Origin of the sequence: Leucobacter sp. wl10 (assembly GCF_003569785.1) — a bacterium.
Lineage (GTDB): Bacteria > Actinomycetota > Actinomycetes > Actinomycetales > Microbacteriaceae > Leucobacter.
Map to the genome: position 1 here is coordinate 61996 of NZ_KZ983988.1, position 14930 is coordinate 76925.

The 14930-nt window shown below is 66.3% G+C and carries 13 protein-coding genes; all 13 read right to left on the reverse strand.

Annotated features, from left to right (window positions below):
- Positions 1 to 159: 159 nt before the first annotated feature.
- The gene (locus D1J51_RS02575; RefSeq protein WP_119073617.1) at positions 160 to 459 is read right to left on the reverse strand and encodes a hypothetical protein; all 300 of its coding nucleotides are present in this window, start codon (positions 457 to 459) and stop codon (positions 160 to 162) included.
- Complete coding sequence (locus D1J51_RS02580; protein ID WP_119073618.1) at positions 456 to 1772, reverse strand: inorganic phosphate transporter; 1317 nt, start codon at positions 1770 to 1772, stop codon at positions 456 to 458. Before D1J51_RS02580 ends, D1J51_RS02575 begins: the two co-directional genes overlap by 4 nt.
- A 277-nt stretch (positions 1773 to 2049) precedes the next feature.
- Positions 2050 to 3684, reverse strand: a complete 1635-nt coding sequence (locus tag D1J51_RS02585; RefSeq protein ID WP_119073619.1) for a dipeptide ABC transporter ATP-binding protein — start codon at positions 3682 to 3684, stop codon at positions 2050 to 2052.
- Complete coding sequence (locus tag D1J51_RS02590) at positions 3681 to 4634, reverse strand: ABC transporter permease (RefSeq protein WP_119073620.1); 954 nt, start codon at positions 4632 to 4634, stop codon at positions 3681 to 3683. The genes D1J51_RS02585 and D1J51_RS02590 overlap by 4 nt, the downstream gene beginning before the upstream one ends.
- A complete protein-coding gene (locus D1J51_RS02595; RefSeq protein WP_119073621.1) occupies positions 4631 to 5560 on the reverse strand; it encodes an ABC transporter permease in 930 nt (309 codons plus the stop codon). The genes D1J51_RS02590 and D1J51_RS02595 overlap by 4 nt, the downstream gene beginning before the upstream one ends.
- Positions 5561 to 5594: 34 nt before the next feature.
- Positions 5595 to 6323 (reverse strand): maleate cis-trans isomerase family protein, encoded by a 729-nt coding sequence (locus D1J51_RS02600; RefSeq protein ID WP_205547666.1) that lies wholly within the window; start codon positions 6321 to 6323, stop codon positions 5595 to 5597.
- Positions 6324 to 6374: 51 nt separating this feature from the next.
- Positions 6375 to 7964, reverse strand: coding sequence for an ABC transporter substrate-binding protein (locus D1J51_RS02605; protein ID WP_162903625.1), 1590 nt, complete (start codon positions 7962 to 7964; stop codon positions 6375 to 6377).
- A 26-nt stretch (positions 7965 to 7990) separates the two neighbouring features.
- Positions 7991 to 9031: a LacI family DNA-binding transcriptional regulator gene (locus D1J51_RS02610; RefSeq protein WP_162903626.1), complete on the reverse strand. Its 1041-nt coding sequence runs from the start codon at positions 9029 to 9031 to the stop codon at positions 7991 to 7993.
- A gap of 97 nt (positions 9032 to 9128) precedes the next feature.
- Complete coding sequence (locus tag D1J51_RS02615; RefSeq protein ID WP_119073625.1) at positions 9129 to 9413, reverse strand: muconolactone Delta-isomerase; 285 nt, start codon at positions 9411 to 9413, stop codon at positions 9129 to 9131.
- Positions 9414 to 9425: 12 nt separating this feature from the next.
- Positions 9426 to 11012, reverse strand: coding sequence for a phytoene desaturase family protein (locus D1J51_RS02620; RefSeq protein WP_119073626.1), 1587 nt, complete (start codon positions 11010 to 11012; stop codon positions 9426 to 9428).
- A 2-nt stretch (positions 11013 to 11014) separates the two neighbouring features.
- On the reverse strand, positions 11015 to 12019 hold the full coding sequence (locus D1J51_RS02625) for a membrane dipeptidase (protein WP_119073627.1): 1005 nt from the start codon (positions 12017 to 12019) through the stop codon (positions 11015 to 11017).
- Positions 12020 to 12076: 57 nt separating this feature from the next.
- Positions 12077 to 13573, reverse strand: a complete 1497-nt coding sequence (locus D1J51_RS02630) for an aldehyde dehydrogenase family protein (RefSeq protein WP_119073628.1) — start codon at positions 13571 to 13573, stop codon at positions 12077 to 12079.
- A gap of 193 nt (positions 13574 to 13766) precedes the next feature.
- Positions 13767 to 14804 (reverse strand): 6-phosphofructokinase, encoded by a 1038-nt coding sequence (locus tag D1J51_RS02635; RefSeq protein ID WP_119073629.1) that lies wholly within the window; start codon positions 14802 to 14804, stop codon positions 13767 to 13769.
- Positions 14805 to 14930 lie beyond the last annotated feature (126 nt).

The window sequence follows — 14930 nt, forward strand, 5'->3', positions numbered from 1 at the left end:
AGGTTCCGTGATGCGGGAAGCGGCCGGGCGCTCGTCCCCTCGCACCCCCGCCCCTCAGGCCCCAGACCTCATCGAGGTGCGCCTTTTGGGGGCTGCGGTTCGGCGGGAACCACAAGAAGGCGCACCTCGATTCGAACGGGGCGATCGGCCGCCCTCGCGTCACCAGAAGCGGAGGGTCGGGATGATGAGGACGATCCCCACCAGCACGACCAGCGCCGACAGACCGAAGCAGGCGTTGGCGGCGACGGTCGCCCAGCGGGGCCGGCCGGCGTCGTCGACGTCGTCGTCCTCGTCGTCGCGCGAGGGTCCGTCGGGTTCGAAGGTGCCGTCTGCTCGGCGAACCCGCGGGGCGGGCGTCGCGAGGAAGCGGATCCCGAGCGAGTAGAGCATCACCACGAACACGGCGGAGCAGAGAGCGGCGACGAAGACGATGAGAAACGCCACCCAATCGATGTTCATCGCCCCTCCCCCTTCCCGGTCTCGGTCGTCTCACCGGCAGCCGCCGCGCGGGCGGCCCGCTCGACCTCGCGCGCGGCGAGGTCGTCGCGCACGGCCGACTGCGCCACCGGGGTGAGGCGCGGAACGGTGCCGGTCTTGGTCTTGACGGGCTTCACCTTGCCCTTGCGGATGCGCACGGCGTAGCCGGACTCCGCCACGTCGGGCACGGGGATCGCGTTGGAGTGATCGACCCGGTTGTGCCGGGAGCGCCAGAAGATGAAGAGGATGAACCCGAAGCCGAGCACCGTATCGATGGCGATGCCGACGGGCCCGAGCTGCGCGATGAGCGCGGCCAGCGCACCCACGACGCCCGAGGCGGGCAGCGTGAAGAGCCAGCCGAGGCCGATGCGCCCGACGGTGCGCCAGCGCACGCTCGAGCCGCGGCGCCCGAGACCCGAGCCGATCACGGAGCCGGAGGCCACCTGCGTCGTGGAGAGCGCGAAGCCGAGGTTGCTGGAGGCGAGGATCGTGGCCGCCGTGCTGGTCTCGGCGGCGAAGCCCTGAGCTGGCTTGACCTGGGTGAGACCCGCGCCGAGCGTGCGGATGATGCGCCAGCCGCCCGAGTAGGTGCCGAGCGCGATGGCGAAGGCGCACGTGGCGATCACCCAGAAACGCGGCCCGGTTCCCGGTTCCTGCAGGTTCGCGGCGACGAGGGCGAGCGTGATCACTCCCATCGTCTTCTGCGCGTCGTTGGTGCCGTGGGCCAGTGCGATCAGCGAGGAGGAGGCGATCTGGGCGTGGCGGAAGCGCCCGCGGCCGTCCTTCCTGCCGTCGTGACGGCGCGTGATCGCATAGGCGACGCGCGTGGCGGTGAAAGCGACGATGCCCGCGGTCAGCGGAGCGGCGAGCATCGGGATGAGGATCTTGGAGAGGAGCACGCCCCCGTTGATCGCGGCGAAGCCGGCGCCGACGGTGGCCGCGCCGATGAGGCCCCCGAAGAGCGCGTGCGACGAGCTGGAGGGCAGGCCGTAGAGCCAGGTCAGCAGGTTCCAGACGATGGCACCGATGAGCCCCGCGAAGATCATCTCCGGGGTGATGAGCACCCCGCCGTCGCCCTCGTTGATGAGCCCGCCCGAGATCGTCTTGGCCACCTCGGTCGAGAGGAACGCGCCGACGAGGTTGAGGATCGCGGCGAGCAGCACCGCGATCCTCGGCTTCATGGCACCGGTGGCGATGGGGGTGGCCATCGCGTTGGCGGTGTCGTGGAAGCCGTTGGTGAAGTCGAAGAACAGTGCCAGTGCGATGACCAGCAGCACGATGAGAGTGAGTTCCACCGGCGTCTTTCGTTCGGGATCGGGGGTGCTGGGAACACCCGCGAAGTCACTTCCCGTTCACCGAGTACCGGCGGCCTGGAACGGCCTCGCGCGCGCCGTACATCATGGTTTCACCTCGATTACGGCAGGTCAAGCCGGATGCCGGTTCACCGTTCGTTCACTCATCGTTCGAAATTACCGCCAGTTCATCATGAATCGCGTCGCGTCACCCGCTCAGGTTGCGAAGGAAACTCCTCCCAGGGAGCGGGTTGAATGCGGGATCGTACCTAGCGGATCGTTACACCGTTCGAGGACCGGCCATGCCAGCCGATTCCAGCAGCTGCCAGGTGTAAGGGTCTTGAGGGCGCTGGAAGATGGCGGGCGTATCGGCCCACTCGACGATCCTTCCCCCGCGCATCACATAGACGATGTCGGCGAACTCTCGCACCACTGCGAGGTCGTGCGTGATGAAGAGGTAGCTCAAACCTTTCTGCTGCTGAAGCTCGCGCAGCAGATCGAGCACCTGTCTTTGGACGACCACGTCGAGCGCCGATACAGGTTCATCGCACACCAGCAGTTCAGGCTCCATTGACATCGCTCTGGCGATGGCGACCCGCTGCCGCTGACCGCCGGAGAGCTCGGACGGGTGCCGCGATGCCAGCTCGGGTTTCAGCCCGACCTGTTCGAGCAGCCGGTCGACTCGGCCGTCACGTTCCGTGCGGGTCCCGATCCGGTGATGATCCAGCCCTTCTCGCACGATGGAGCGCACGGTCATCATCGGATTGAGAGACGCATACGGATCCTGGAACACAGGCTGCACGCGCTTGCGGAAGTCGGCGATCTGCGTCCGGTCCATCTCCATGATGTCGACGCCGTCGAAGTGCAGGCTGCCGCTGCTCGGCTCCTCAAGCTTCAACATGAGTCGTGAGACGGTCGTCTTGCCCGAGCCGGACTCACCGACGAGAGCGACGGTGCTCCCCCTCGGCACGCTGAGGCTGACGTCCGTGTTGGCGAGCACGGGCTCGTCGCGCCGCCGCCGCCGGTAAATCTTGCTCACCGCGTCGATCTCGACGATGCGATCTTCGGGATCGAACCGAGGGGCTTTGAACGTCGAGCTGCCGATCCGCGCCCGCACGCCCGGGTCGGCGGCCACGAGTTGCCGTGAATAGGGGTGCTCGGGCGACGAGAGGATCCGGGCCGCCTCACCGGTCTCAACGACTCGTCCATGCTGCATGACGATGACACGGTCAGCTCGCTCGGCGGCAAGGCCCAGGTCGTGGGTGATGAGCAGCACAGCCATGCCCGCGGCGCGCGAGATCTCGGCGATCTGGTCGAGGATCCGGGCTGAGACGGTCACGTCGAGCGCGCTCGTCGGCTCGTCGGCGATGAGCAGCTGCGGATCGCACGCGGTGCCAATCGCGATGAGCACCCGCTGGCGGAGACCGCCCGAGAGCTGGTGCGGGTACTGGTACAACCGCGTGCGGGGGTCTGAGACGCCCGCACGCTCGAGCAGCCGACAGCACTCTTTCTCGAGGTTCCGCCTGGTCGCTCTGCGGTGGCGCAGCAGCACCTCTCCGACTTGATCTCCGATCCGCCTCATCGGGTTGAGATTGGACATCGGATCCTGGGGTACGAGCCCGATACGGCTGCCCCGCACCTCGGTCCAGCGCTTGGCGCTTGCCCCGAGCATCTCCTCGCCGTCGAACTCTATCGACCCGCTCGTGACCGTGCCGTTCCCCGCCAGCAGCCCGAGCACGGTCATGGCGAGGGTCGTCTTCCCCGAGCCGGACTCCCCGACAATCGCGACGACCTCTCCCCTGCGCACCTCGAAGGCGGCATCCAGCACGGCCGGAGCCGACCGGCCCTTGCGGGAGAAGCTGACGCCGAGGTTCCGCACGCTGAGCAGCGGAGCGGATGGGGCGTTGGAGATCATGCGTCCACCTTGACTTTCGGATTGAGCACCGCGTACAGCACATCGACGAAGAAGTTGATGAACACGAAGATGACAGCGATGAAGAGGATCCCGCCTTGCAGCAGAGCCATGTCGCGGTTCGTTATCGCCGAGGCCATCGCGAACCCGATACCCGGCCAGGAGAACACGGTCTCTGTGAGCACTGCGCCGCTGAGCTGGAATCCCGCTTGCAGGCCGATGACCGTGATAACGGCGGGTAGCGCGTTCGGCAGCGCGTGCCCGTACACGACCTGCCGCGGTGCGAGTCCGCGGGCCACCGCCGAGCGCACGTAGTCGCTGGACATCACTCCGAGCATCGAAGTGCGGGTCATGCGAGTGATCACGGCGAGCGACCACGCGGCGAGCGTGAGGATCGGCAGGATCGCGTGCTGCAGCACGTCCGCAAATCCGCCCCCGCCGATGAGGGACTGCATGCCGCTAACAGGAAACCAGCCAAGAGTGAGGCTGAAGAGCATGATGAGCAGCATGCCCAGCCAGAACGACGGCATACTCGTCAGCAAGAGCACGCTCACCGTGACCGAGCGATCGCGGAAGCTGTTGGGCTTTCGCGAGGCCCAGACGCCCGCGACGACACCGACGACCGAGGCGAGAACAACCGCCGGCACCGCGATGATAGCCGTGTTCCCGAGTCGCTCGACGAGCACTCCTAGCACGGGGGCGTTGTAGGTCGACGAGCGACCGAGATCGCCCCGCAGCAAACCCCAGAGATAGGTGAGATATTGCACGAAGATGTTCTGGTTCAGCCCGAGTTCGTCACGCAGGGCCGCACGATCATCCTCACTCGCCATGCCGCCGAGCAGCACGTCCACCGCGTCTCCCGGGATGATCTGCCGGAGCAGGAAGACCGCGAGCGTGACACCGAGCAACACCGGGACCAGCTGTGCCAGCCGTTTGAGAATGAAGCGTGTCATTTGAGACCTCCGAGCGTGCGCACCGCGCTGATGCGGGTTCGAGGATCGAACTTGTCTCGCAGGGCATCGCCCGCGAGATTGAAGCCTACTGCGAGGATCACTATGGCGATGCCCGACAGCGTTGCGACATGAGGCGAGGTCACCATAACGGCCTTTCCGCCGCTCAGCATTCCGCCCCAGTCGGCCGTGGGCGGTTTGGCTCCGAGTCCCAGGAAGCTGAGGCTCGCGGCGAGGATCACGTTGTTCCCCGTCTGGAGCGACGCCATGACGATCATGGGGTTCAGCACGTTCGGGGCGATATGACGCAGCACGATACTGCCTCGTCCGAGCCCAAGCGTGACGGCAGATTCGATATAGGGTTCCTCGCGCACGGCAAGCACCGCTCCCCGTACCACGCGACCGGTCTCCGGAATGGTGACGACCACCATAGCCACGATCATCGAGCCGGTTCCCGCGCCGAGAGCGGCACCGATGCCAAGAGCGAGGAGGATGCCGGGAAACGAGAACATGATGTCGAAGATGCGCATCACGAGCGCGTCGAGCCAGCCCCCGATGTAGCCGGACAGCAGACCAATGACACCGCCGATGACCGCCGAGAGCACCGTCGGCACCACCGCCACGAAAAGCGCGAATCGGCCTCCGTAGATGAGACGGCTCAGCATGTCGCGCCCGAGTTCATCGGTGCCGAGCAGGTGCCCCTCTGTCAACGGTGGCAGCAACTTCTGCAGCGGATCGGCCGCGGCTGGATCGTAAGGGGCGATCCACTGAGCCCCGACCGCAAGAAGGGAGACCGCGGCGAGGATGGCAAACCCGACCCAGTTGCCCCACCCCACTCCCCTGCCGCGCGGGCGGCCACCCCCGTCACGGCGTCGCGCCAACGCCCGGAAAGGCCCGGTCGGCGGCGCCGAGGTGCCTTGTGCGCTCATGACGCGTCTCCCTTCTCCGGCCGTATCGGCGGGCTCAGGCTGCTGACCAGAGGGCCCCGAGATCGGGGATCTGATCTGGAAGGCCGAGCGTACGGAACGCGTTCCAGAGCGTCGCCTGGTTGCTCGTGATCACCGGTGCTCCCGTATCCATCTCGAGATACCGGAGCATGCCGAATGTGCGGTATGTGCCGCAGGAAATCAAAGTCGCATCGGCACCCCCGGACTTACGATATGCGGCACGACCGAGACGGTACGCGCTGTCGATGTCATGCAGACTCGCCTGGTACGGATCGGTCATCTCAAGGCCCTCGATAGACGTCACCCGAATTCCGTGATATTCCAGGTTCTCGGCGAGCACCTGGTTCACATCCTCCGTGTAGATCGTTGCGAGGGCCACGGTCTTCGCGCCGACCACCTGCAGGCCCTTGACTGTCGAGGCGTGCATGGTGATCGCCGGGATCCCGACGGCTTCAAGGATCTGCCGGGTCACTCTGTCGTCGGCATCGGGACCCTCCAGGAAGGTCCCCGGTGCTCCGCATTGGACAATGAGATCGACTTTCGAGGTCTCGAGCTGGCGCGATGCCTCCAGCACCTGCGACATCATGACCTGCAGTCCGTCCTTGTCGACGCGAGGCACGATCGTGCGTGCGTCGGCGTACGCCACGCCGGGCACCTGTACCGAGCGCCACTCCTCCGCCCCCTCGATCGCGGTAGCGGGACGGATCTGGCCTATCTTGGCTCGCCATCCAAGCATCATTGTCATCTTCTCCTTTGAATCTTCGTTTTCACTCGCTATAAGCCGGTCAGCGCACCACTACTCGGACTTCTGCAATACCGAATAGTCGAAGTACACGCTTGGCGCTTCTACGGGCCCCAATACGTTGGCCGCGAATGCGCGCGGCAGGCGATCCTGGTAGAGGAACACCCAGGGGGCATCCTCATCGATGATCTCCGCCGCCTGGCGATAGATCGCGTTGCGCGCGTCGTCGTTGAGCTCCGCTCGACCTTGCGCAAACACGTTTCCGAGTTCGACATTCTGGTACCAGCCCCGGTTCGTACCGGTCGGCGGGATGAGATCGGGGCTGAACATGTTCTCAAGCCAGTACGCGAGCTCCGAACCCGTCGTCCACCCGTTGAACGAACCAGCGATATCGTCGGCGTATCCGGCGGATTCTTCCGCCACCATCGCGGTGAATTCCATGAACTGCACATCGAGCTCGACACCGACCTTTGCGAAATCCTCCTGCACCAGTGACATCACATCGCGCGCCTGAGAGAATCCGGGGCCTTCGCTTGGCGCCATGATGCTGATCTGAAGCGGCATGTCCACACCCGCTTGCCGTAGGAGCGTCTTCGCCCGTTCGGGGTCGTAGGTGTACGTGTCGTTCACCGTGGGATCCCAAGCACGATTACCCGCAGGTATCGCTCCCGGGAGCGGCGAGGCCTGTCCATTCATGACCGCGGCGATACCTTCACGGTCGACCGCATAGTTCAGCGCTTGACGCACAAGCTTATTGTCCGTCCCCGCGGCGCGGGTGTTGAGACGGATGAAGTAGGAGTTCGCCGGATCCGGATACTGGACGGTGACCGACTCGTCTCCCTTGAGCTGTGCGACCTGCGCCGATCCCGCGCTGAGAATGACATCGATCTGACGCGTCTGCAGCGCCGAGACCATGGTGTTCGCATCCGAGATCGAGGTGAAGAGGAGGCGCCGGGTCTTAGGCTCGCCTCGCCAGTAATCGGCGTTCCGTTCGAGCTGGATGTCTTCGCCCTGAACGATACCGTCGGTGGAATAGGGGCCCGTGCCGATCGGCGTCGCGGCGATCTGATCTTCATCTGCGGTCTGCAGCAGCTTGGGGCTGATGATGCCCATTCGGCGGTCGCTGAGCAAGCCCAGGAACTCGGGGAATGAGTTCGAGAGCGTGACAGTGAACTCACCGGTGCCCTTCACCGACGTGCTCGCGATCCACCTCGTGAGAAACTTCATGTTGGCCGCTGCCGTCTCCGAGTACACCGGCGAATCCGGGTCCAGAATGCGATCGAAGTTGAGCTTGACCGCCTCCGCCGTGAGCTCGGTTCCGTCGTGGAACGTCACGCCCCCGCGAATAGTGAAGTCATAGGTGAGCCCGTCCTCAGATACTTCCCAGCTCTCGGCGAGCGCGGGTGCGATCTTGGAGGCGCCCTTGGTAGCCTCGCTCAGATTCTCCCGCACCAGAGTGTCGTAGATGGCGTCGGAAACGCGCAGGCCGATAGTACCGGTGAGCCGTTGCGGGTCCAGGGGCGGCACCTCACCCTGTGCCGCCAGCACGATCGTCTCGGCTGCAGCGGCTCCGCTGCCGGCCGAGCCACCGCCGGCCGTGCATCCGCTCATCGCGAGTGGGACCGCGATCAGGCCTGCGAGCATCCATCTCGTCAGGCTTCTCCTCATAGTCATGTTCGCTCCTTTGCGTGTGGGTATGGAGTGGTGCGGGAAGATTCAGGGTGCCGGGTGGATTCGCGGTGCACGATCCTGCGCTCCAGCACCGTGAGCGGGTCGTAGGCCTCGCCGTCGAGCTGCGCCCAGAGCGCCTCGATAGCGACGCGGGCCGCGTCAGCCGCCGAGCCGTCGACCGAGGAGAGCGTCGGCGTCACATAGTCGAGGAACTCGGTGTTACCGAAGCCCATCACCGCGACGTCCTCCGGGATGCGGTAGCCTGCCGTGAGCAGCGCCCGGGAGGCGCCGAGGGCGAGCTCGTCGTTGATGGCGAAGATCGCCTCCGGCAGTTCGCCGGCCTCGATCCGAGCAAGCACCTCGACGAGACCGGTCTGATAGCCCCGGTCGCCGATGCGCCAGACGAGTCCCTCGTCGGAGACGCCCACCTCTTGCATCGCGCGGCGGTAGCCGGCCAGGCGCTCCGAGGCGAGGTATGAGCCGCCGAGCCTGCCGAGGAACGCCACCGTTTCCGATGACTCGAGCATCTCCTTCGTAGCCCGGTACGCCCATTCCTCGTCGGTGAACCGCACTGTCGGCCAGGTGGCGTCCTCGATGTGCTGGCCGATCACGACCAGCGGGTGGGTCTCGTGCACGGAGCGGATCGCGTCGAACGTGGCCCGGTCCGTGAGCAGGTCGCCGGTCGCGAGCACGAGGCCCGTGGAAAGCTGGCGGCCATTCGTCTGCAGCATGCGCTGCAGCACGGCCGGGTCGTGCTGCAGATCCACCTGCATCATCGTGAAACCCCTTGCATCGATCTCAAGCTCCAGAGCTCGCATGAGCTTCGTGTACCAGGGCTGGCTGAGGCTCGCGGCGAGCACCGTGATCATGTTGCCGTGGCCGCGGCGCAACGCCGAGGCTGCCGGGTTCACGCTGAACTGCAGATGTTCCATCGCCGCGAGCACTCGCTCCCGGGTCGCCGCGCTCACGACCTCCGGCCGGTTGATCACCCGCGACACCGTTGCGATCGACACCCCGGCGGCCTTGGCGACCTCGGTCACACTGGATTCGTGCCCTCGACGCGCCCTCGGATTCAACGGAATTGCACCCTGCGACATGATCATTTCCTCTCAGGAATTTCAGTAAAGAGCCATAACTTTACCGGTGGACGGGATCTATCGGATGGTCCGCGAGCGGGATCACTTGGACCTGCATGTAGGACCAGGCCGGCAGGGAGGAGATGACGTCGTGCATCTCCGTCGGGTCGCCCGCACGCCACAGGCCCCAGTTCTCGCGGCGCCCCGGCACACGCCACATGCGCACGAGAGCCCCCTGCTCCGCGAACTCCGCGGCCCGCTGCCGTTCGGCGACTGAGATCTCCCGAATCTCCTCGTCGCTCATGGCCTCCGGCCATGCGATGTTGATGTTGATGAGAAACTCCATGTTCTTCCTTCTTTATCTAGTGGCGAAGCCGAGATCTTGCAGCACAGCCCGAGCGGCATTCCGCCCGGGTACACCGGTCACATATCCGCCGGGCCAACTTCCTGATCCACCGAGGTACAGGCCGTCAAGAGCGGCGCGCCCATCGGCGGCCGCAGGGTGCGGTCGCCGATCAAAGAAGTGCTCGAGCGTCATCTCGCCGTGGGTGATGTTGCTTCCGGTGAGTGCGAACTCTTCCTCGATGTCGAACGGGGTAAGCCCCCTCACCGCGGCCACCCGAGCCGCCAGGCCGGGCAGCTGGTCGTCGAGCAGCGCGACGCAGCGAGCGGCGAAGGTCTCGCCGTGCCTGCGCCAGTACTCCGCGCCGAGCGAATGAGGCGCGTACCAAACGTTGACGCTCATGAGGTGGCGCCCCTCCGGGGCGAGTTGCGGTGAGACGACCGAGGGGACCATTCCCCACATGATCGGCTCGTCAGCGACGCGCCCCTCGAGACCGGCGAGGATGGCGTGCTCGATGTGCTCGGGCGACGAACCGATTCGGATCTGAGACCCGAGCACCTGTTCAGGATCGACGTCGTCCGGGAGGCCGGGGACGTCGGGAAGCCCGTCGAGCGCGAGCGCGAGCTTGTAGGCGCTGCCCGTCGGCGTCGGTACGCGATAACCGAGTACGAGGTCGTCGGGATCATCCAGCAGCGCGCTCTGCAGCAGGCTGGGTTCGACTGTAGACACCACGGCCTCCGCTTCGATGATGCCGCCGTCCTCGAGCGCGACTCCGCGAACCCCGTCGCCGTCCTTTACGATCTCCCGGACCGCACAGCCGGTCGTGATCTGGACGCCCGAAGCCCGAGCGGATCGTTCGAGTGCATCGATGATCGCGGACATCGAACCGATCGGCGTTCCTACGGATCCCCGCAGCGGAGACCTCGCCGCGGTGTCGTCCTCGCCGGGAAGGAGCGAGGCCATCGACCACGGGCGCAGCATCAACCCGAGCGCGGATCCCCGCTCCCGGGGAGACTGCAGCGTGCCGGGCAGCGCGAGCATCATGAGTAGCGACTTCGCATGCGGAGAGCGCAACCGCTCATCAAGCAGGTCCATCAGCGAGCCGTCGAAGACCTGCTCGAAGAGCGCGCGCTGCGGGGCGCCCCGCAGGCGCGCCCGCAGTTCCTCGAGGGAGTCCGGCCGTTGCCACACCGAGAGTCCCATCACGGACCCGAGGTCGTTGAGGTCGTCGATGAGGCCGCGGTACCGCGCGTACTCGCCCGCTTGGAAGACCTCGATCTGCTCGGCGACCCGGTTACGGTCGCGGAACCCCACGAAGGTCCGCTCCTCGAAGCGCTGGGCGACGGTGACCTCGGGCCGGTGGAATCGCAATCCGTGCCGCTCGAGTTCGAGTTCCGTCATCACGCGACCCTCGAACGAGCCCGGTGAGTTGGTCAGTGCTGCCCGATAACCAGGGAGGTACTCGAATGAGCCTACGGCTCCACCGAGCGAGGAACGGCGCTCGACCAGCGTGGTCTGCACTCCCGAGCGCGCGAGGTAAGCGGCGCACACGAGTCCGTTGTGACCGCCTCCGATCACGACTGCGCGCTTGAGATGGGACATGTTCAAGATCCGTTCGTAGGCGAGAACGTCTGCCCGAAGAGGCGCAGCCAGTTGCCGCCCAGGATCTGCCCGAGCCGGGCGTCGTCGAGGCCGGAGTCGGACAGCGCGGAGATCACCTGCGGAAAAGCCTCGGGAGAATCGAACCAGTCGGGCCACTCGACCACCGGCGCATCGTAGTCGATCGGGACGGGGCTCCGGCGTCCCCAGCGACCAGCGCGCCACCATTCGACCATCGAGACGTCGTAACCAGTGTAGAAGTCTGTGCCGAAGGCCACGTGATCGACGCCAATCGTATCGATGGTCCAGAGCGTCATGTCGACGAAGCTCTGCAGAGTGGCCGATTTGCCACCCTTGAGCATGCGCACGTAGGGGCTGAGGCCGACGACTCCGCCGGATTCGGCAAGGCGCTTCAGCACTTCAGTGGACTTGGGCCGGCGATTGAGCTCTACGTCGGAGCCCACGAACTCGATGGGGTTCGCGTGTGTGATCGCCACGGGGCGCTCGCTGTACTCGATCGTTTCGAGGCAGGTCCGCTCTGAGCAGTGGGAGAGGTCGATGAGCACGCCGACGTCGTTCATCTCGCGCACGAAGCCCCGTCCGACGTGCGTGCTCAGGCCGGAGTCGTCGTCCTCCCAGCATCCGGCCGCGATGCTGTTCTGCGTGTTGTAGGTGAGCTGGATGATTCGCACCCCGAGGTCGTGGAAGACTTGCACCAGCCGGATGTCGTCTTCCAGCGCAGTCGTGTTCTGGAACCCAAAGACGACCGCGGTGCGCCCCTCCGAGCTGATGCGCCTGATGTCGTCCACCGTGCGGGCAAGGTCGATCAGGTCGGCGTTCTCGGCGAAGAGGTCGTTCCACTTGCCGAGCACCGAGAGCGTCTCGCGAGCCGTCTCCCAGACTGAGATCGTGACGTGCACGCAGCCGACGCGGCCGCGCTGCCACTCGAGGAATCGTTCACGGGTCGGGGCACTGTACTCCAGGCAATCTACGACGAGGTGTTCTGACATCTGTTCGGAGCTCCTTGCTCTGGTCTTGGGTCTGGATCTCATGGTGGGGCGGGCCGCTCAGGCGATGCCAAACGGATCGACGGCGGGGGCGACATCCTGCACGACAGTCTTGAACTGGCGGAACTCGTGCAGCGCCTCGATGCCGTTCTCTCGCCCGAGGCCGGACTGCTTGTACCCGCCGAACGGTGTGCGCCAGTCCATGCCGCGATAGGTGTTGATCCACACGGTGCCGGCGGCGAGCCGGGAGGCGGCCTCGTGCGCCCGCGCCTGGGATCCGGTCCATATGCCGGCCGCGAGGCCGAAATCGCTGTCGTTGGCCAGGACGATCGCCTCGTCGAACGAGTCGACGCGCTGTACGACGACCACCGGCCCGAAGACCTCCGTGCGGCAGATCACGGCGTCCTCCCCCACGTCGCCGAGGATGGTCGGGCCGACCCAGAAGCCGTTCGCATCGCCGGAGGCGATATCGGGATCGCGTCCGTCGAGGAGCACCGAGGCACCCTCCGCAACGGCTCCGTCGATGAGGTCGCGCACTCTGCGGTACTGCGCCGCGGTGGCGATGGGGCCGAGATGCACACCTTCGCTCATGGGATCGCCGACCATGAGCTTCGAGGCTTGAGCGACGAAGCGCGAGACGAACTCGTCGTAGACATCGCGGTGCACGAGCAGCCGGGAGCCCGCTACGCAGGTCTGCCCGCTGCCACTGAAGACGCCCTGGGCCGCGGCGATGACCGCGCTGGCGAGATCGGCATCATCCATCACGATGTGAGCGGACTTACCGCCGGCTTCGCAGACGAAGCGCCCCATGCGCCCGGCCACCCGGGCGCCGATAGCACGGCCCACGCCGGTGCTGCCGGTGAAGGTCACCGCACCGACACGGGGATCGTCGACGAGTCGGGTACCGACAGCGGCGTCGCCCAGCACCACATTGAACAGGCCGGGGGGCAGGCCCGCCTGCGTCATGAGCTCGGCGAGCAAGAGCGTGCTGATACTCGAGGCCACGGGAGGCTTGACCACGACGGCGTTACCGGCGGCGAGCGCGGGCGCGAACTTCCAGGCTCCGAGCGAGAACGCCCCATTGAACGGGGTGATCGCCCCGATCACCCCGATGGGCTCCTGGCGGATCTGCGCGCTCTTCGTCGCGGAGAGCGACAGCGACTGCTCCCGCTCGGTCTCGATCACCGACGCGTAGTAGCGATACCAGACGGCCGCATGCACGACCTCGGCCCTCGTGGCGGCGATGGGCTTGCCCGTCGCGAGCGTCTCAAACTCTGCGAGTGCCTCGGCCTCCGCCTCCACCAGGGCCGCGACCGCCCGAAGCGTCTCCGATCGCTTTGCGGCGGAGTCGGCCCATCCGGCCGACTGAGCCGCTGCGGCCGCATCGACAGCCACCGTCACCTGGTCCAGATCCACGAGCAACTCCGCCCAGACTCGGTCTCGGCTCGGATCGACGACCGCCTGAGGCTCGCCCGAGTCTTCGATGAATCGACCGTCGATGTAGGAACTGAACCGGTTGCGGAACCTCTCCGCGAAGCCTGCTGCCGTCGAACTCATTCCGATGCCACCTCGCATCACACTTGAATACGTTTACAGAATACGTTTACTGTATACGTTTACAAGATTGAACGCAAGAGTTCTCGGGAGCCGCTCGCAACCCGCGGTCGGTACAGCGCATGCGAACCGCCGTCAGCTGTCCGAGCGCCATCCCTCCAACGGGCCCGGCAAGCGTCGGCGAATCGTACGACGCCTACCCGAAGTTGAGGCGCGCCTCCTCGTAGCGGGCCTCGGGCACGGTCTTCAGCCGCCCCACGGCCTCCTCGAGCGACACCATCTCGATGCGGTCGCCGCGCAGTCCGGCCATGGTGCCCCACTGCCCGGCCCGCGCGGCATCGGCGGCGGCGATGCCGGTGCGCGTCGCCAGCACCCGGTCGAACGCCGTGGGGGATCCGCCGCGCTGCACGTGCCCGAGCACCGTGGCTCGAGTCTCGATGCCGGTGCGGCGCTCGATGAGCGGGGCGAGCATTTCGGCGACGCCGCCGAGCCGCGGCCGCCCGAACCCGTCGAGGCCCTCGCGGGTCACCTCCGCTTCGGAGCCCTCGAGCTTGAACCCCTCGGCGACGACCACGAGCGAGGAGCGGCCGCGATCCCGCACGCTCAGCACCCAGTCGCAGATCTGCTCGATCGACTCCGAACGCTCGGGGATCAGGGTGACCTGCGCGCCTCCGGCCATGCCGGCGTGCAGCGCGATCCAGCCGGCGCCGCGGCCCATCACCTCGAGCACCATGCAGCGGCGGTGCGACTCGCCCGTGGTGCGCAGCCGGTCGATGGCCTCGGAGGCGATCGAGACCGCGGTGTCGAAGCCGAAGGTGTAGTCGGTGCCGCCGAGGTCGTTGTCGATGGTCTTGGGAAGGCCGATCGCCCGGATGCCGGCGTCGCTCAGCATCTTCGCGACCGTCTGCGTGCCGTTGCCGCCGACGAGCAGAAAGCCGTCGAGCCCGTACCCGTGCATGCGATCCCGGATCACCCGCATGTCTGCGGCGTCGCCCTGGCCGCCGACGAACGGCTGCACCCGGCTGGTGCCGAGGATCACGCCGCCGAGGGGGGAGATGCCGCGCACGGCCGGGCGGTCCAGCTGCACCAGGTCGGCCTCGTGGAATCCGCGCCAGCCGTCCATGAAGCCGACCATCTCGAAGCCGTGCACCTCGACGCCGCGCAGCACGGCGCCGCGGATCGCGGCGTTCATGCCGGGGCTGTCACCGCCGGAGCAGAGCACACCGATGCGCATGGGCCTCCTCACTCATCCCCTCGCCAATGCTCGAGAAGCCGGCATCAGATGGGCGTCGACACCCATCGTAGCGGTGGCAGGATCCGGGCGGACATGGGCATGAGCGCCAGATTCGGTACGGAAGCG